Origin of the sequence: Yoonia sp. F2084L (assembly GCF_023015625.1) — a bacterium.
Taxonomy (GTDB): Bacteria; Pseudomonadota; Alphaproteobacteria; order Rhodobacterales; family Rhodobacteraceae; genus Yoonia.
Map to the genome: position 1 here is coordinate 667,586 of NZ_JALKAH010000001.1, position 17,442 is coordinate 685,027.

At 55.7% G+C, this 17,442-nt stretch carries 13 protein-coding genes and 1 tRNA gene; 1 reads left to right on the forward strand and 13 read right to left on the reverse strand.

Annotated features, from left to right (window positions below; translation table 11 throughout):
- Window positions 1-260: 260 nt before the first annotated feature.
- Window positions 261-2,615, reverse strand: a complete 2,355-nt coding sequence (locus MWU60_RS03295; RefSeq protein ID WP_247225616.1) for a methyl-accepting chemotaxis protein — start codon at window positions 2,613-2,615, stop codon at window positions 261-263.
- 137 nt (window positions 2,616-2,752) lie between these two features.
- Window positions 2,753-2,842, reverse strand: a tRNA-Ser gene (locus tag MWU60_RS03300).
- A gap of 128 nt (window positions 2,843-2,970) precedes the next feature.
- Here MWU60_RS03300 and MWU60_RS03305 point away from each other — a divergent pair.
- The gene (locus tag MWU60_RS03305; protein ID WP_247225617.1) at window positions 2,971-4,116 is read left to right on the forward strand and encodes an AI-2E family transporter; all 1,146 of its coding nucleotides are present in this window, start codon (window positions 2,971-2,973) and stop codon (window positions 4,114-4,116) included.
- Here MWU60_RS03305 and MWU60_RS03310 read toward each other — a convergent pair.
- From MWU60_RS03310 to acuI, 11 genes are all read right to left on the reverse strand, one after another.
- Window positions 4,113-4,754 (reverse strand): M35 family metallo-endopeptidase, encoded by a 642-nt coding sequence (locus MWU60_RS03310; protein ID WP_247225618.1) that lies wholly within the window; start codon window positions 4,752-4,754, stop codon window positions 4,113-4,115. The genes MWU60_RS03305 and MWU60_RS03310 overlap by 4 nt on opposite strands.
- Window positions 4,755-4,768: 14 nt before the next feature.
- Entirely contained in the window at window positions 4,769-5,485 is a 717-nt protein-coding gene (locus MWU60_RS03315) for an alanyl-tRNA editing protein (RefSeq protein WP_247225619.1), read from the reverse strand.
- Window positions 5,482-7,749, reverse strand: a complete 2,268-nt coding sequence (locus MWU60_RS03320) for a DUF3772 domain-containing protein (RefSeq protein ID WP_247225620.1) — start codon at window positions 7,747-7,749, stop codon at window positions 5,482-5,484. Before MWU60_RS03320 ends, MWU60_RS03315 begins: the two co-directional genes overlap by 4 nt.
- A gap of 47 nt (window positions 7,750-7,796) precedes the next feature.
- Complete coding sequence (locus tag MWU60_RS03325) at window positions 7,797-8,825, reverse strand: cysteine synthase A (protein ID WP_247225621.1); 1,029 nt, start codon at window positions 8,823-8,825, stop codon at window positions 7,797-7,799.
- 68 nt (window positions 8,826-8,893) lie between these two features.
- Window positions 8,894-10,009, reverse strand: coding sequence for an NUDIX domain-containing protein (locus MWU60_RS03330; protein WP_247225623.1), 1,116 nt, complete (start codon window positions 10,007-10,009; stop codon window positions 8,894-8,896).
- Between the two features lie 3 nt (window positions 10,010-10,012).
- The gene (locus tag MWU60_RS03335; protein ID WP_247225624.1) at window positions 10,013-10,453 is read right to left on the reverse strand and encodes a TrgA family protein; all 441 of its coding nucleotides are present in this window, start codon (window positions 10,451-10,453) and stop codon (window positions 10,013-10,015) included.
- Window positions 10,454-10,489: 36 nt separating this feature from the next.
- Window positions 10,490-11,698, reverse strand: coding sequence for a cyclopropane-fatty-acyl-phospholipid synthase family protein (locus MWU60_RS03340; protein ID WP_247226163.1), 1,209 nt, complete (start codon window positions 11,696-11,698; stop codon window positions 10,490-10,492).
- A gap of 125 nt (window positions 11,699-11,823) precedes the next feature.
- Window positions 11,824-13,242: a deoxyribodipyrimidine photo-lyase gene (locus MWU60_RS03345; RefSeq protein WP_281493183.1), complete on the reverse strand. Its 1,419-nt coding sequence runs from the start codon at window positions 13,240-13,242 to the stop codon at window positions 11,824-11,826.
- Window positions 13,243-13,272: 30 nt separating this feature from the next.
- Window positions 13,273-14,490: an aminotransferase class V-fold PLP-dependent enzyme gene (locus tag MWU60_RS03350; RefSeq protein WP_247225625.1), complete on the reverse strand. Its 1,218-nt coding sequence runs from the start codon at window positions 14,488-14,490 to the stop codon at window positions 13,273-13,275.
- A 69-nt stretch (window positions 14,491-14,559) separates the two neighbouring features.
- Window positions 14,560-16,233 carry a BCCT family transporter gene (locus tag MWU60_RS03355; RefSeq protein WP_247225626.1) on the reverse strand — a complete coding sequence of 558 codons (1,674 nt, stop codon included), beginning with the start codon at window positions 16,231-16,233 and terminating at the stop codon, window positions 14,560-14,562.
- 202 nt (window positions 16,234-16,435) lie between these two features.
- Complete coding sequence (acuI, locus tag MWU60_RS03360; RefSeq protein ID WP_247225627.1) at window positions 16,436-17,419, reverse strand: acryloyl-CoA reductase; 984 nt, start codon at window positions 17,417-17,419, stop codon at window positions 16,436-16,438.
- Between the last annotated feature and the right edge of the window lie 23 nt (window positions 17,420-17,442).

Consider the following 17,442-nt stretch of genomic DNA (forward strand, 5'->3'; position numbering starts at 1 on the left):
CTGTGACTTGGCATTTTTAGCCCGATAAATCCTATCAGTGAACCGAAAAAAGAAGGCCGCGTTCAAGTCGTTGATGTGCATGCAAGCATCAATCTTGGAACATGAGGCGTCGCGGGTTCTAAGTTGGATCACTTTGCCAATCAAACGACTTTAATAACGCGCCGAGCCCGACGACAAATGTTCAAAAGCACTGCGCGATAGGTGCATCCTCAATTGTCGGCTCAGTCCAGCATTTGGCAGAACTTACGGCGTAGTTACGGTTAAAAATCATGCCAGATGTTATCGCCGGATCTACCACCTGACGCCGCGCGAACGGGTTCGCTCACCGGAGTTGCCCGCACACTGTCGTGCAAAGCATCATTCGCTGGTTGAGGTACAAACTGTGCGACATTGTCAGGAATGGGTCGCGATGCACCAGCGGTTTCGTGTAACTGAAAACGGGTAACCATTTCGGCCAGTTCCGCTGCATCACCATTTAGGGCGTGGCTACCAGCACTGGCCTCTTCGACCATTGCCGCATTTTGCTGCGTGACCTTATCGAGCTGCGTAACGCCAATGTTAATCTCGCCCAAACCCACTGACTGTTCTTCTGCACCTGACGCGATCTCGGCCACAAGATCTGAGATATGATTGATGTGACCGGCGATTTTCGTCAGCACCTCGCCGGCTTGCCCAACCAAGCTGACACCACGTTCTACCTGACCAGAGCTTTCACTGATCAACCCTTTGATCTGCTTTGCCGCATCTGATGATCTTTGCGCCAACGCCCGAACTTCGGATGCGACAACCGCAAAACCACGCCCCGCTTCGCCGGCACGCGCGGCCTCAACACCTGCGTTGAGGGCCAGCAGGTTGGTCTGAAAGGCAATATCATCAATGACACCGATAATCTGCGAGATTTGCTCAGAAGATCCTTCGATTTCTGTCATGGCGCGCACAGCGCTTTGAACCACCGGTTCACTCTCAATTGCGTCCTGCCGTGCATCGCCAACGACGTCTTTCACTTGCCGTGCACCTTCTGCCGCAGATTTCACACTTGCGGTGAGTTCATCCAAAGCTGCTGCTGTTTGCTCTAGTGTGGCAGCTTGGTTTTCTGTGCGACGTGACAGATCATCTGATGATTTGCTCATCGAGTCAGAGCGTTGCCGAATTGATCCTGCCTTGATCACAACGGATCCGATCGTTTGGTTTAGATTTTCGACAGTGCGGTTATAGTCCTGACGAAGCTGATCATATTCACCGTGAAATGGCGTGGTGATTAACTGCTTCAGATCGCCATCTGCCAGTTTTCCTAGCGCAGTACTCAGCTTGTTGACCACCTCAACTTGTTTGGCTTGCAACGCTTGACGCTCTTCCTCAGCAATATCAGAGTTCCGCAGGCTATCGCGAAAGCTCTCAAGGCCTACAAACAGCTTACCAATTTCGTCACGACGCTTGGTGTCAGAAAGATCAATGTCATAGGTCTTTTCCGAAACACTTTGCATAGCATCACCCAACCGGGCCAAAGGTTGCACAACAGATCGCGCCGTCAGCCACCCCAGAAATGCACCTAAACCGGCAACGAAAAGTGTAATGACGATCATCTTGTTGCGCGCAGCAACGACGGGGGCGTTTACTTCGTCTTGGTCTTTCTCACCGACAACGACCCATTGCTGGTCAAAAACCTGAATAAGCGTTCCCTTGGTTTGAACACGCTGCCCCTGTAGCCCCAAGGCGTCACCAACAACAGGCGCTTGACTGGACAAGACTTCACCAGCTACGCCAATGCCAGCAACGTCCTGCAAAATATCATCATTTTCCTGAAATCGCGAGAGGCTTCTGGTCAACAGATCAGGACCGACAACATAAAAATCACCTGTCTGACCAAGTCCCGTTGCATTTGTCGTGATCAAATTCATCTGGTAAGCTGGCACTTGTACAGCAGCTACGCCAATCATCGCTCCGCTGCCGTCAAAGATAGGGGTCGCCAAAAATGCAGCGGCAGCACCATCGCTTGGTGCATAGGGCATGAAATCAGCGAAATAGATCTCGCCTCGCTCGCCTTTAACGGCTTGACGATAGGCTTCTGCAAGACCGGTGTCTGCAAATGGACCGCTGACAAAATTCGTTGCAAAGTCTACCTCTTTGAAGACCGAGTAAAGCATATCCCCTTCCAAATTGAACAAAAACAGATCGTAGTAGCCCGCGTAGTCCCTAATCTGTCTGAAATACGGATGAAATTGCCCGTGTTGAAAATGGTAAGGGATCGAACCTTCGGCTTGATCAAGCTGGTCCTTTTTCCCAATTGGGTTGGGGTTTTCAGTGATGTAAGCCGTTTGCAAACCTGCGCTGTCGATCATCAAACCATATGAGTTTGAGAATGCATTAACAGCGGACGCAAAACTTGGATCAGTTCCAAAAGTCGAAACATCCTTACCCAAATTATCAAACCAGGTAGCCAGGGCGTCACCCCGGCTTTGTGTTATGACACGCAGGTTGTTGCGCGCCTCCGCAGTAACCGCTGATCGAAAATCCATGTAGCCCACGATGGCGATGCTGACGCTCGCCATGATGCAAAGGGCCGCGATGATCGCGGGCAGCTTTCTGGACAGTAGAAGACCGTTCTTGAACGCCATGGGTGCCTCAATCAACAAAACAGATTGGGGACACCATGACCGTCAGGGTTTAATATCAACTTAAGCTGGACCATTTCGCTTGAACAACACACCAACTCAGTCGGTGTGCGGCAAAAAGTTGAAAATGCCTGACAATGTGGCGGACAGACAGGGATTCGAACCCTGGAGACGGTCTCCCGCCTACACACTTTCCAGGCGTGCGCCTTCGACCACTCGGCCACCTGTCCGTGGCGTGCGTTTAGCCCTTTCTACCCTGCCAATGCAAGACCCCAAACATATGTTTGTGAGCCCCCTTTACGGCAACCCCGCCTGCACCGTACAAACAAGACTTCGATGATAAGAGGCCTGACAGCAGATGCTGCATGATCCGCCAAAAACCGGCAAAGCTGAAAGGCCAAGCGAAACGACCCGCCTACAGACCGGCGCGCTGATTATTATTGCCTTCGCTGTTGTGCTTTTCTTGCTGGTCCAGGCCCGTTTCGTGCTGATTTCACTGGCTACGGCGATCATTCTTTTCAGCCTGACCAGTGATGTCATCAACTTTATCGCGCGCCAACGCATTGGACCATTTCGGGTGCCCAACACATTGGCCAGTATTGCAGCGATGGTTCTGATTGCAGCCGCCTTGCTCACCCTGACCTCTATTCTATTGGCACAAATCAATACGGTGCTGGTGACGACCCTGTCCTATGCGGAGCGCGCGCCTTCTGCTGTGGCCTCGCTCTTTGCATGGGCGGGCGATGACAGCCAGCTTGCGATTTCGAACGCGCTGCGCTCGGTGGACGTTTCAAGCTACCTGCGGGGTGCGGCCAGTCAGGCAAGCGGCGTGACGCAGGCCACTGTGCTGATTATCCTGTTCGTCGGTTTTCTTTTCGCCGAGCGGATCTGGTTTCAGACCAAGCTACACAGCCTTGTCGGCGATGAGGCACAGGCCGAACGCGTCGGCAAGATTATTCAATCCATCATCCATCGCGTGAACTATTACCTGCTGGTGAAAACAGTGATCAGCGCAATAACCGGCGCGATGATCTTCGTGCTGGCTCAGGCCTTTGGGTTAGAGCTTGCTACGTCGCTGGGCATTATCACCTTCGTGCTGAACTTCATCCCCAATATAGGTTCAATCGTTGCAACCGCCCTGATCGCATTGGTTGCGCATGTCGAGATAGGCGATCCAACGATCACCTTGGCAGTCTTCCTGATCGCGGGCGTTATTCAATTCGTTAATGGCAGTATCATTGACCCCATGCTGATGGGCCGCGCTCTGCGGTTATCATCCTTTGGCATCATTCTGTCGCTGGCCTTTTGGGGCGCTGTCTGGGGCATTCCGGGGATGTTTTTGTCGGTGCCCATCATGGTGATGATGATGGTGGTGTGCAGCCATGTGCCGAACCTGCGCCCCTTTGCAGTACTGCTATCGCGCGAAGGATTGCCTGAGTCCGAACAGATGCTGGATCAGCCGATTGAGCGTGATCTGTTTGGTCAGGACCTGAACCGCGACTAGCGGTTTGCGCGCGGTGCCGGTGGTGGTTTGTTGGCCAAGGGCTGTCGCGCGAAATAGGTCACATCTTCGGTGAAGTACTGGTAGCTGTCTGCGTTGTTGATCGCGCGGCGCGCATCATCCCGCGCCATACGCGCACATTCCGTGCGTGAATAGCAATGATCCAGCGTGTCCGCGACACGCCGGAAATGCGACACCTCATGCACGATTGTGCCTTCGCGGGTGCCATTATCGCTGCGCCTGTCACCCGGGCGTAGGGCCGTCAATGGCGGCAAGTCAAAAAACGAAGGGCACAGGTGCATTAAGTAAGGTTCGTCCAAAAGCACCCATGCGTATTCTCGACCGGTGCAGCCATCGTCCATGACCGTGTCGCATTGCGCAGTCACCCCACCACTGCGCAAGGCCGTGACCACCGCCTTCAGATTTGCCCGGACCTGTTCTGCATTCTGTCGAGAATAGTCGCCAAACCAGCGCTGGTAGTCGTTCGTGTCACCGACAGCGACGGCCGCTTTAAGCGTTAGGTCCTTTGCCGTCCGCAAAGCATCTGCAACGATCCTTGATTGTGCGGGCGAGCATCCTTCGTAATTCTGTGCCACGGCAGGCTGTGCAAAGCACAAAACGGCTGCGATCAAAACTGCCAATCCACGCAAAGCACTTACTCCAGATGCAAATAGACGCGTCGGTTCTGACGGCCTTTCTTTTCGATCTTACCCAAGCGCACCTGCCCAATCTCGCTGGTGTTCGCGACGTGGGTGCCGCCACAAGGCTGCAAATCGGCTGTCTCGGCCCCGACCCCGATCCGCACAAGACGTATCTTGCCGCTGCCGCGTGGCGGCTGCACAGACATCGTTTTCACCAATTCCGGCTGCGCATCGAGATCCGCGTCGGTGATCCATTCGTCTGTCACCGCCATGTTACAGGCGATCAGGCGATTGAGGTCGTCTTCCAGCGCGGCCTTATCCTCGGGGGCGTCGGGCATATCAAAGTCCAAACGCCCCTTCTCTGCCCCGATGGCCCCGCCCGAAACAGGCAGCGGGATCACAACGGATAGCAGATGCAGTGCCGTGTGCACGCGCATGTGCCGATAGCGACGATCCCAGTTGAGGATCTGCGTTACCTTTTGCCCCACGTTGGGCAGACCGGCAGGTTCAGCGGGCACCAGCACGACAGTGCCGCCGTCGCCCTTAACGGTTGTCGCGATCTCAATCTCTCTGCCATCCCAACGCAACGTGCCGCTATCGCCGGGTTGTCCACCCGACGTGGGATAAAAGACCGTCCCGTTCAGTACGATCCCCCCTTCCGAGGTGATGGCCGTCACTTTGCCAATGGCTTCCTTGGCGTAAGGATCATCACGAAACATTAACTCGGTCATTTGGCGGGCGTTTCCTTCAATACTTCGGGGTTACGCAACCAGATATCACGCTGGGCAAACGGTATTTCAATGCCGGCAGCGGCGAATTCTTTTGCAATCGCATGGTTCATCTCGGATTTCGTCACGAGCACGTAATTCACATCACGCAAGATCGCCCGGATCTCAAAATCAAGCGAATCCGCGCCAAACCCCTGGAACAAGATCGTAGGTGGCGGCGACATCACGACCAAAGGATGCGCCTCAGCGATACCGCGCAAAATCTCGGTCACTTTATCGACGTCAGTGCCATAAGCCACACCCACCGGCACGATCACACGGCCCACCAGATTGCCGCGGGTCCAGTTTGTCACCTGTCCACTGACCAGATCCGCGTTGGGGATGATGACATCGGTACGATCAAACGTCTCAATCCGGGTCGAGCGCACTGAAATCGCACGCACATAGCCCATTTGGCCACCCACCTCGATCCAGTCGCCTTCACTAACGGGGCGTTCGATCAACAAGATGATGCCAGAGACGAAGTTCGAGACAATGTTTTGCAAGCCAAAACCAATACCCACCGATAACGCACCTGCCACAATCGCGAGGTTCGATAGATCAATGCCCGCGCTGGTAATCGCAACAATCGCCGCAAGGATGATACCAACATAGCCAAACCCCGCGACAATCGCGTTTTGGCCGCCCAGATCAAGCCGGGTGCGTGGCAGAACCGATTTACGCAAGGTACTTTGGATAAAGCGGGTCAGTAAGTAACCCACGGCAAAAACGGCCGCGAAGGCCAGAAAATCAGTCGGTGAAATCCGCGTATCGCCAAGGGCGAACCCCTCACGGAACCGGGCCCAGAGTTCAGTCAGGTCATCAACGCGGGCGCCCCAGATTAACGCAAACACAGGCAAGCTCAGAAGATACAGGACAAAGCTGACAAACACGGGGATCAGCGCATAGATGCCGCGAAAATCGTCTTCGTTTTCCGGGGTGCGCGTCAGGTCATGCACGATACGCTGCAGCAGGAACAAAACTGCGATCAAAGCCACCGACAAGATTGACGGGATCAAAAGTGCTATCCCCGCCGCCGTATATCCGAAAGCTGCAATCACCGGGGCGGCTACGGCCACAACGGTACAGAAACGGCCAATAAACCCGCGGGTGCGTCCGGCCGATACTGCGCCATCCGCCCGCTCTTGCGGTTTGGTTGCGATGACCCGGCCCAGACGCCAGAACAGCAATCCCAATAGCACCAAGAAAGGCCACTCAAACGCAGCCTCCGCGCCTTCTGAAAGCTCCATGGTGCGCAACCCGGAGCCAACCAATGTGACGACCGCCAGCACCCATGCGATGGCACTGCTGTACCGCCTGCCCGATGCCCGTGTCTGATCATCATAACCCAAATAACCCGACTTCGCACCCATCGGAAACACATGACGCGACAGCCACCAGCCAAAAATGACAAATGCCCCCGCGACAGGTATCGCGTCCACAACGTCACCGCCGCGCAAGCCGAATATATCAAGGGACACCAAGGCCTCTGTCAGTGCCAGAAGCCCGATCAGCGGTACGACAATCTGTATCAGAGAGAGCAAGAACAGTGTCAGAGGACGCCAGCGGGTCGGACGTTCTGCCAAACGCGCACGCCAGCGCGTCACCAACCTTAGGCCTGCTCCCATTAAGCCAATACCGACGATCAGCAACACAAGCACACGTGGTAAGGCCTGCCAAAGCTGCCCTGATAGCAGTTTGACACCAAAACCTGCACCGATTTCAACGCCAATGACCTCAATCAACGCCCAAACGGCCGCAACTGCCGCGCCCAAATGCGTCGGGTTCAGCGGCGATGGTCCCCGCACCGTCAACTGATCGGTCTGTCGTTGCAGGGATTGCGCGTCAAATTCTCCGATCAACCCATTGGCACGCGCGAAAGCCTCTTGCGCCAATAAGCGCGGTGCCATCAATTCACGGCGTTGATTTTCCAAGGCGGCACGACGCGTCGCGACAGCGGGTGCGTCTTCACCGCCTTCTGGCACAGGCCCCAATGCGGCCAGTTGCGCATCGACCGTCGCCAACCGACCTGCGTTGACTTCTGATTCTGCCAAAAAACGATCACGCCAGACAACAAGTTCAGCCCGTAACCGGCTGATAGCGAACAAAGATGCATCGTCACGGGCAGCCAAGTCCTCGGCCCGCTGCGCAAGCCGCTCAAACGAGGTTTCCTCAGGCCCAGTCGCAACAGCATCCGGGATGGCCTGTGCGTGTAGCGCAAGAGGCATCCAAGCCGCGCAGAGCCCGAGCATCCAAACTGCAATGAAACGCCGGATCATTCGTCCTCAAAAACCGTTGGTACATCAACCTCAGCCTCAAGCCATTCTGGCACGGGCAGTCCCTTTTCGCGCAGGAATGCTGGATTGAAGATTTTCGACTGATAGCGCGTGCCATAATCGCACAGGATCGTCACAATCGTGTGCCCCGGCCCCATATCGCGGGCCAAACGTATCGCACCTGCGATATTGATGCCTGTTGAGCCGCCCATGCACAGCCCTTCGTGCTGCAGCAGATCAAAGATGATTGGCAATGCCTCTGCATCGGGGACCTTATAGGCGAAATCAGGGGTGAAACCTTCTAGGTTGGCGGTGATCCGTCCTTGCCCGATGCCTTCACTGATCGAATTACCCGCAGGCGGGACGTCATTGGTATATAGTTTATAAAGTCCGGACCCATCAGGGTCTGTCAGACCAACCTTGACGCCTTTAGGCTGTAACACCTGCCCCACACCAGCCAATGTCCCGCCAGAGCCACAGGCACAGGTGAAGCCATCGACCTTGCCCTCGGTTTGTTCCCAAATCTCGGGTCCCGTCGTTTCAATATGCGCTTGCCGATTAGCGGTGTTGTCAAACTGATTTGCCCAGACAGCGCCGTTGGGTTCGGTCTTGTTCAGTTCGACCGCCAAACGGGCCGAATACTTCACGTAGTTGTTGGGATTAGCGTAAGGCACCGCTGGCACTTCGACCAGCTGGGCCCCGGCCACGCGGATCATGTCCTTCTTTTCCTGGCTTTGCGTCTCAGGAATGACGATCACGGTCTTAAAGCCCATCGAGGCACCCACCAGCGCCAAACCGATCCCGGTATTGCCTGCGGTGCCTTCCACAATCGTGCCACCCGGTTTCAGATCACCGCGCGCAATGGCATCTTTGATCATGAAAAGGGCGGCCCGGTCCTTGACCGATTGACCTGGGTTCAGGAACTCTGCCTTGCCTAGTATGGTGCAACCGGTCGCTTCGGATGCGGCGCGTAGTTTTATCAAGGGCGTGTTGCCAACGGCATCTGCAAGGTCAGCTTTGATTGTCATGTCACGGCCCTTTCGTTCTTTTATAACTGTGTAGGACTGCACTGGCGCGACATCAAGGCATCAAAGGATCAGACCAAGGTCTGCAAACGCGCTTTGTGCCGCAAAACCCAGTAGAGCAGATAAAGCGCGGGGCCCGTGGCAATCTCACCACTGTCGGCCAATGTCATCGCATCGTCAAAGGACATCGGGTGCAGACGTAAATCTTCACCCTCATCAGGCAGCCCGCCAAGGTAGGGGTCTGTCTGAGGCAGATCGCAAAGGCCAACATAGGTATAGAAATAATCTGTCGATGCTCCCGGTGAAACATAGAATGACCCTGCCGGTTCCAGAACCTTAACGTCGAGCGCGGCCTCCTCGCGGCACTCGCGCAGGGCGGCCTGTTCAGGCGCTTCGCGGGCATCAACGATCCCGGCCACGGGTTCCAGCATCCAAGGGTTTGGATCATGACGCAGCCGCGGCCCAAGGCGCGCCTGTTCCACAAAAAGCACGCGGTCGCGCGCGGCGTCATAAGGCAGAACAATCGCGGCATCTATGCCGATAAAACCCTCACGTTCATGCGGCACAGACTGTCCGCTGGCAAATGTCCGATGCGAGACGTCAACATTTTGAAACCGAAAGAACTGACCGTGTGGTGGGCGTGCTTTCAGGATTGGGAAATCGGCAGGCTGCGCCTGATAGCGCGTGGTCGCCGGACCAGCCTTGGCACGGTGCTTTGACCATGCGCGCGCCTCAATCATAGGCCACATGGAGCGCAACTGCGCCTGCGATGGCAGCGGATCATGAGAGAATAGCTCTGTTGCCGCCAGTAACGCCGGGGCAAGATGATCGGCCTCCCAATCGGCCAAAGACCAAGGGGACGGGTCAGCCGCAATGTCGGGGGGCGGCATATAGCATTTAGCCGTGCGCGGCCCGCTAGCTGTTAAAACGGTGACATCTTCCAGCGTGTAGCCAAATGCGCCTTCATAGAGGTCGAGCCGGGCGCATTGCGCCTCTGTCACGTCTTGCCAAATAATCCCGTTAGCACCAGCACCCTGCTCGCGTGAAATGAACGGCACAACGTTATCAGCAACTGTATGAACGGCGAAATCTGGCAAGGATGCCGGTATCGCAACCCATTGCCCTGATCCCGCGACAGCCGTCATCAGATCACGTGCACGCAACGTCCCATAAACAAAAAGATCCATGATCTAGGGGTAACGCTGTCCAAAGAATTCAGTGAACCAGGCACAAATGACGCTGCCGACCAGCAAGGTCGCGATCAACGTGAAATCATAGAAATACACGGCGAATTCGAGCATGAGACTAAATATACCGACAATAGCGTCCATTGGCCCATCATACCGCAACCGCATCGCATTTGAGATCATCTGGTTAAATGCCACAACGAACAATGCGCAAAACCCCAAAGCAAATGCGCAGGTCAATCCGACACCCATAGCCGCGTTGTAGCCATTTCCTGCGCGGCTTCCGCAGATTTTCCAACCAATGATCAAACCGATGAAAGCATTGGCAGGCAGCCAAAAGTCCGGTGCATTGGCCTCAGGGAAAAGCTCGACCGAAATGCCACCAAGATACCACCCGAACAAGGCGAAAATCACGGCCCCGGCAAGGCGTCCTGCTGTCGGCATAACTTGCGTCCCTCATTTTGACGCGCGCGGCCTCGTTCAAGCGGTCCGCGTCACGGTAATCTGCGTTACGTCGCAGTTTCGGCTATCAAATGTCGCGGCACAAGAGGTCAGATAAAAATCCCACATCCGCTTGAAGCGGTCATCAAAGCCCAAGGCAGCAACCTGATCCCATTTTTCATTGAATGTCTCATGCCAGCGGCGCAACGTCAGCCCGTAGCTTTTGCCAAACTCGATAGATCCAGATACATTTAGTCCAGCCTTTTCAACCTCTTGCCGTAGAACGCTTGGGCTGGGCAGCATCCCACCGGGGAAGATATACTTCTGAATGAAGTCCACACCTTTGCGGTAGCTTTCAAAGCGTTCGTCCTTCACCGTGATAATCTGAAGTGTTGCGTGTTTGCCCGGTTTCAGACGTTCACGCACCGTTTCAAAGTATGTGGGCCAGTATTGTTCGCCCACGGCCTCGAACATCTCGATGCTGGCGATGCCGTCATAGACGCCCTTTTCATCACGGTAATCCTGCATCTTGATCTCAACCATATCAGACAGACCGGCCTTGGACATGCGTGCGACCGCATAGTCGTGCTGTTCCTGACTGATCGTCAGCCCGGTTACCTTGATCCCGCGCTCTTTCGCGGCGTATTCGGCAAAACCGCCCCAGCCGCAGCCGATTTCAAGCACATGGTCACCCGCTTTGGCCCCCATCTGGTCAACCATGCTGGCGTATTTTGCAATCTGCGCGGCTTCCGTGCTTTCCTGACCGGTTTCAAAAATCGCGGATGAATAGGTCATCGTGTCGTCAAGCCACAGGCCGTAGAATTCATTACCCAGATCATAGTGATAGCTGATGTTCTTGCGCGCTTGGGTTTTGGAGTTGCGCTGCATCCAAAACCGCAGCCGCTCATAGGCGCGGATCAGACGTTGCGCAGGAAACCCGTCATAGATGTGATCGGCATCATCATGCATAAAGTCCATCACGGCCATCAAATCGGGGGTGGTCCACCAGCCGTCCAGATAAGCCTCTGAAAACCCCATGTCGCCCTCACGCACCGTGCGCGCAAACAGATCATCATTGTGCACATGTACCTCAGCCACATACCCAGGCTCTGAGCCCTCTGCGCGAAAATGGCGGCCGTCGGGCAGAATGATATCCACCCGGCCTTTGCTCAGGTGTTTGATCTGATCAAAGACTCGCGCAAAGTATCGTGGCAACCCGGTTTGCCCGTCAGTACTTGTTAAGATCATCTGTGTTCCCGTTGTCATATCTTCCGTGGGACTTTGCAGCCCTCTACCCTTAAACCTTAATTAACTCTTGATACGTTGAAGTCACGGAAAACGTTCAAATTTTGCGATAACTGACCTTACGGCACCTAGAAGCCGCGGTTCTGATACGCGTCCAGCGCCCTTTGACGTCCTACATCTGCGGGTACAATCGGATCGGGATAGCGATCCTGCGCGCTCATTCCCCAGCTATGCGGGATCATATCATAATATGACAAGGCTGTCGCACTGGGGCTCTTGGTCCCTTCAGCAATCCATTTCTTGACGTAGGCGCGATCCTTATCGAATTTATCCAACTGTGTGACCGGGTTGAACACCCGAAAGTACGGCGTCGCGTCCGGCCCCGACCCTGCTGACCACTGCCAACCCATCGCGTTACTGCATGGGTCCCAGTCAATCAGGCAATCAGCGAACCAGTCCAGCCCGATCTTCCAGTGACACAGCAAATGTTTCGTCAGATAGGACGCGACAATCATGCGCCCACGGTTATGCATCGTGCCTGTCACATACATCTCGCGCATGGCGGCATCGACAAAACGAATACCTGTGCGGCCTTGTTTCCATGCCAGTACCTCGGGGTGGTGTTCATCGGTATTCCACGGGAAAGCATCCCAATCTTCCTTCCAGTTCCCGCTGACAATGCGCGGTGTGTGAAAGGCCAGATGATAGGCAAACTCGCGCCAGACCAATTCTTTCAAAAACGTCTCGGCGTCGCTTTTGCCGTCATGCAATGCCCGCCAACCCGCGTGCCAGCACTTGCGCGGGCTGATTTCGCCGTAGGTCAGGTTCTCGGACAGGCCCGAGGTACCGTCGACAGCAGGTAGGTCGCGGTTCTTAACGTAACTGGCAACGTCATTTGCAATAAACGCGCCCAACCTGTGCGAGGCCGCGCTTTCGCCGACAGTACAATGGCTTTTAAGGATGTCTGCACCACGTTGCATGGCGGCGTCCATCTGCCAGTCTGCAAGGTCGTCAGACGCCGGCCAAGCATCGGGCGCCGGGATGCTGCCCGGCGTCGGCAAGGCCGCAGGCACATCATTGCCGCGCACAGATTTCCACATCGGAGTGTAGACTTTGTAGAAACCGCCTGTCTTTGTTTCCACCGTCCAAGGCTCAAACAGCACATGGCCTTTGAAGCTGTCGGCAACGACACCATCCTCTTTCAAAGCAGCCTTGACGGCCATATCCCGTTCTTTACCCGCAGGATCGTACTGACGCGACCAATAGACGGCCCCTCCCCCGGTTTCCTTTATCAGATCACGCAGCACAGTCAGCGCATCGCCACGGCGCAGTATCAGCTTGCTGCCCTTTTCCTCCAGCGACTTTGCCAAATCCTCGACCGAAAGACCCAACCGCATCTTGGGTGCCGCCCCAAGGCTTTCGGTCAGCTCATCGTGTATGAAAACCGGGATCACAGGGCGATACGCACCGCAAGCAGCGGTCAGCGCCTCGTGATCACCCAAGCGCAGATCGCGCCGGAACCACATCAGAATGGGGGATTTGCTCATCAGACCTCCGCGCAGGGCTACTTCGCCTGCTTATAAAACCTGATCTAGCGCCCCCATCAGCGCGTCAACCTCATCCTTGGTGGTGTAATGCACGAAACTGACGCGCAGGACGCCTTTGGACAGGTCCACACCGACCGCAGACAACGGACGCTGCGCATAGAAATCACCGCCGCCTGCCATGATACCATGAGGTGCAAGTTTGGCCGCCGCTTCCTCTGCATCGGTTTCCAACGCCATTGCAACGGTGGGCGCACGGCGATGAGCGTCCGCAGGACCGATGAGCCGGACCGAGTTCTTGGCCGACACATAATCCAGCAATGGCTGCAAGACTGCGACCTCGTGATCGCGCATCAGATCATGGGATTTGCGTGCAGCAGCAGCGCCCCTGCCACCGCCATGATGCGCAGACATCGCCTCAAAATAATCTGCCATACCGGCACTGGCTGCCACTTGGGCATGATCAGGCCCGGCAGGCGTGAACCGATAATATAGCGTATCACCGTTGAAATGGTGCCCTTGGTTCGGCAGTTCCATACCCCACTCCTCGCGGATCGCCATGATACCTTGGTGGGGGCCGTAGGTCTTGTAGGCGCTGAATAGATAGACATCACAGCCAAGCGCATCGACATCGGGAAAGCCATGCGGCGCATAAGAGACCCCATCCACAACGGTCCGGGCCCCTGCCGCCTGTGCCAGCTTGCAGATGCCCGCGACATCATTGATCGCGCCCACAACATTCGAACAATGCGGAAAGACAACAAGCGCCACGTTCTGTTCCAGCAGCGTCGCCAAGTCCTCAAGGTTTAGCTCACCTGTCTCGGGATCAATCTTCCATTCAACGACGGACACGCCCTCCTCCGCCAACCGGCGCCAAGGTCCACTGTTGGCTTCATGGTCCTGATTGGTCACCACAATGCTCTGCCCCGGCTTGATCCATTTGCGGACGGCCTGCGCCAATACATAGGTATTCTGCGTGGTTGAAGGACCAAAAGACAGCTCATGCGTTTTGACACCCAGCATTTCAGCCAACCTGCGGCGCGCCTCATCCATCTCTTCGCCACCCAACCGTGAGGCGTCGTAAGGTGCATAAGGCTGCACCTTCCGTTCGGTATAAAACCGGTGCAAACGGTCAATCACCGGACGGCAGGTGTAGGACCCGCCTGCGTTTTCAAAAAAGGCCTGACCTTGCAGGTCAGGAACGTCAAAGGCGGTGAATTGGGCGCGCACCCATGCGATATCTAGGTTCATGCAGACATGGATACGAAAAAGGCCCCGATGCGCAAGCACCGGGGCCAATCATTTGTCGGGGCGGTACCGTTATTCGGCTGGAACGCCCTCTTCCGGCACGGTTGATGCGACACCCTCGGCTTCGCGACGGCTGTCGCGCCAGATGCCCTTGATCAGCGAAATGCCCATCAAAACCATCACAACGCTGAACGGCAGTGCACCGATTACCATCGCTGTCTGGATCGCACCCAGACCGCCCGCGATGATCAGACCACCCACAACCAGCGCAAGTGCCGCACCCCAGAACAGGATATGTGGACGCGCCTTTGGACCTTCGTCACCGGCGGCATTGATTGTGTTGATGATCAACACTGCAGAGTCTGCGGAAGTGACCAGATAGGTCAGCAGCAAGATCACGACGATGACCGACATGATCCACGCCAGGGTTGGTTGCAGTATCACGGCCAGCATCGCAAAAAGCTGATCCGACTGACCGGCCCCTGTGATCGCACCGTTCGCGTCACCGTTCAGTTCCAGATCAATGGCCGTGCCACCGACCAGCGCGAACCAGACAAAGCACATGACCGCAGGAATGATCAAAGCGCCCAGCACGTATTCACGCACCGTCCGCCCACGCGAGATACGCGCAAGGAACACACCCACAAACGGTGCAAACGCGATCCACCAAGCCCAGTAGAAAATGGTCCAACCACCCTGCCAGGCGGCTAGCGCATCACCCTGTTCGGTGCCGTCGGCTGCCCATACAGTGAAGATATTGCCGGGAATAGACACAAGGTAGTCCCATATGCCGACAAACAGCGCCGTCAGACCAAAGAGGGTCGATCCGAAGATGATGAAGAACGCGAGGATGAAAAAGCTCAGCCCCATGTTGATGTTCGACAACCACTTGATGCCCTTGCCCACGCCGGACAACGCCGAAAGCGTCGAGGCACCCATGATCACGATCAATGCTACGATGATCGCCATCGTGGATGAGCTCTGCTCACCAGCGGCGTTGGTGCTGTAAAGCCATTCGCCAAAGCCAATGCGATACAGGCCGGAAATGAATTGCTCGACACCAAAGCCAAGCGTTTGCGACACGCCAAGGACGGTCGCCACAACGGCCACAACATCAATCGTATGGCCCAAAGGACCTGACAGCGCCTTACCAAAAAGCGGCGTCAGACCGGACCGGATCGTCAATGGCAGACCACGGCGATATGAGAAATAGCCCAAGGCCAAACCAACGACGGCATATGATGCCCACGCAGCCAGACCCCAGTGCGTAAAGGACCAGATATATGCATCACGGACGTTGCCTGCGGTGCTGCCTGTGGTTTCGCCCATGATCGTCGCTGGGTTCGATGCCCAGTGATACATCGGTTCAGCGGTCGCGAATGTCAGCATGCCGATACCAATACCGGCACCGAACATCATGGAAAACCAAGAGAAATTTGAAAACTCCGGTTTGTCGTCGGGCATACCCAGTTTCAGCCGCCCGGAAGCAGGCCAAAGCGCCAGCCCAAGGCAGAGAATGACAAAGAACGCCATTGCAAAGACGTACCAATAGTTGAACGACGCTAGGATAAACCCGTTGATGCTGCCCAAAACAGAGGCCGCCTGATCGGGAAACGCGACTGCCCAGATGATCAGGGCTCCGACCAATATTTTGGCTGTGATTGTCACATCTTTGGTGAACCCGCGGTAAAACCCGCTTGCCGCTGTTTTGATCGGCAGATCCATAAGTGGTGGCTTAAGTGCCATTGTATAGTCCCCTGTTGGCTATTTTTTATTCATTCAGCGTACACCGAATCATTGCGTTACCAAACCGATAAACGGCGGGAATAGCCCAAAAACGACACCCTCGCCTTTGCCGCAACGCAGCATCTTAGCCCTATTTTAAAGATAAATGCCGCCAGTTCCAATGGAACTAGCGGTACGAATCGCTCGTTTGCGACAAGGCGAATCAGGCGTTCACATCAACGACAACGCGGCCTTTGACCTGACCTTGCAGGATGCCTGCACCCAGCTCCGGCAGGTCCGACAGTGTCGCAGGCTGGATCATCGCCTCCAGCTTATCCATCGGCAGATCCTTGGCAATGCGCGCCCAAGCCCTAACCCGGTTGTCATAGGGTTGCATCACGCTGTCGATGCCGAGCAGATTCACACCGCGCAACAGGAAGGGAATGACTGAAGCAGGCAATCCCGCCCCACCCGCAAGCCCAACCGCAGAGACTGATGCACCATATTTCATCTGGCCCAGCACGCGCGCCAACATCTCGCCACCGACGGCATCAACGCAGCCGCCCCACATTTCCGCCTCAAGCGGGCGGCGCGTGATCTCTTTAAGCTCCTCACGCGGTACGATTTGCGTGGCCCCCAATGACGTCAGATAGTCCGCCGTCTCAGGCCGCCCGGTGACGGCAGCAACCTGATGGCCCAGATTGGCAAGGATCGCGGTTGCAACCGAACCAACGCCACCAGCGGCACCGGTTACCAAAACAGGCCCGTCCTTGATCCCATGATCCTCAAGCGCCATGACAGCCAGCATTGCTGTGAAACCAGCGGTCCCAACAGCCATCGCCTGCCGCGTATCCAACCCATCGGGAAGTGGGACCAACCAATCGGCCTTCACGCGGGCCTTTTGAGAATACCCACCCCAATAGGCCTCGCCCACGCGCCATCCTGTCAGAACGACCTTATCACCGGGCTTGTAGCGTGCATCATCTGATGCCTCGACTGTGCCCGCAAAATCAATGCCCGGTACATGCGGATAGTTACGGACCAAACCGCCACCGGGACCAATGCAAAGCCCGTCTTTGTAGTTCACGGTTGAATAATCAACAGCGACCGTCACATCGCCCGCAGGCAGTTGGTCGAGCGATAGTTCCTGCACCGCAGCACTTGTCTTGCCCTCATCATTCTTCTCAACCACCAAAGCGTTAAACATCGTCTATCCTCTCATTCGGGGCG

What these genes read in the sequence shown, in the direction of transcription:
- MWU60_RS03295 (WP_247225616.1), bottom strand. Translation starts at nt 2,615, where the DNA reads ATGGCGTTCAAGAACGGTCTTCTACTGTCCAGAAAGCTGCCCGCGATC.
- MWU60_RS03305 (WP_247225617.1), top strand. Translation starts at nt 2,971, where the DNA reads ATGCTGCATGATCCGCCAAAAACCGGCAAAGCTGAAAGGCCAAGCGAA.
- MWU60_RS03315 (WP_247225619.1), bottom strand. Translation starts at nt 5,485, where the DNA reads ATGACCGAGTTAATGTTTCGTGATGATCCTTACGCCAAGGAAGCCATT.
- MWU60_RS03320 (WP_247225620.1), bottom strand. Translation starts at nt 7,749, where the DNA reads ATGCCTCTTGCGCTACACGCACAGGCCATCCCGGATGCTGTTGCGACT.
- MWU60_RS03325 (WP_247225621.1), bottom strand. Translation starts at nt 8,825, where the DNA reads ATGACAATCAAAGCTGACCTTGCAGATGCCGTTGGCAACACGCCCTTG.
- MWU60_RS03330 (WP_247225623.1), bottom strand. Translation starts at nt 10,009, where the DNA reads ATGGATCTTTTTGTTTATGGGACGTTGCGTGCACGTGATCTGATGACG.
- MWU60_RS03335 (WP_247225624.1), bottom strand. Translation starts at nt 10,453, where the DNA reads ATGCCGACAGCAGGACGCCTTGCCGGGGCCGTGATTTTCGCCTTGTTC.
- MWU60_RS03340 (WP_247226163.1), bottom strand. Translation starts at nt 11,698, where the DNA reads ATGATCTTAACAAGTACTGACGGGCAAACCGGGTTGCCACGATACTTT.
- MWU60_RS03345 (WP_281493183.1), bottom strand. Translation starts at nt 13,242, where the DNA reads ATGAGCAAATCCCCCATTCTGATGTGGTTCCGGCGCGATCTGCGCTTG.
- MWU60_RS03350 (WP_247225625.1), bottom strand. Translation starts at nt 14,490, where the DNA reads ATGAACCTAGATATCGCATGGGTGCGCGCCCAATTCACCGCCTTTGAC.
- MWU60_RS03355 (WP_247225626.1), bottom strand. Translation starts at nt 16,233, where the DNA reads ATGGCACTTAAGCCACCACTTATGGATCTGCCGATCAAAACAGCGGCA.
- acuI (WP_247225627.1), bottom strand. Translation starts at nt 17,419, where the DNA reads ATGTTTAACGCTTTGGTGGTTGAGAAGAATGATGAGGGCAAGACAAGT.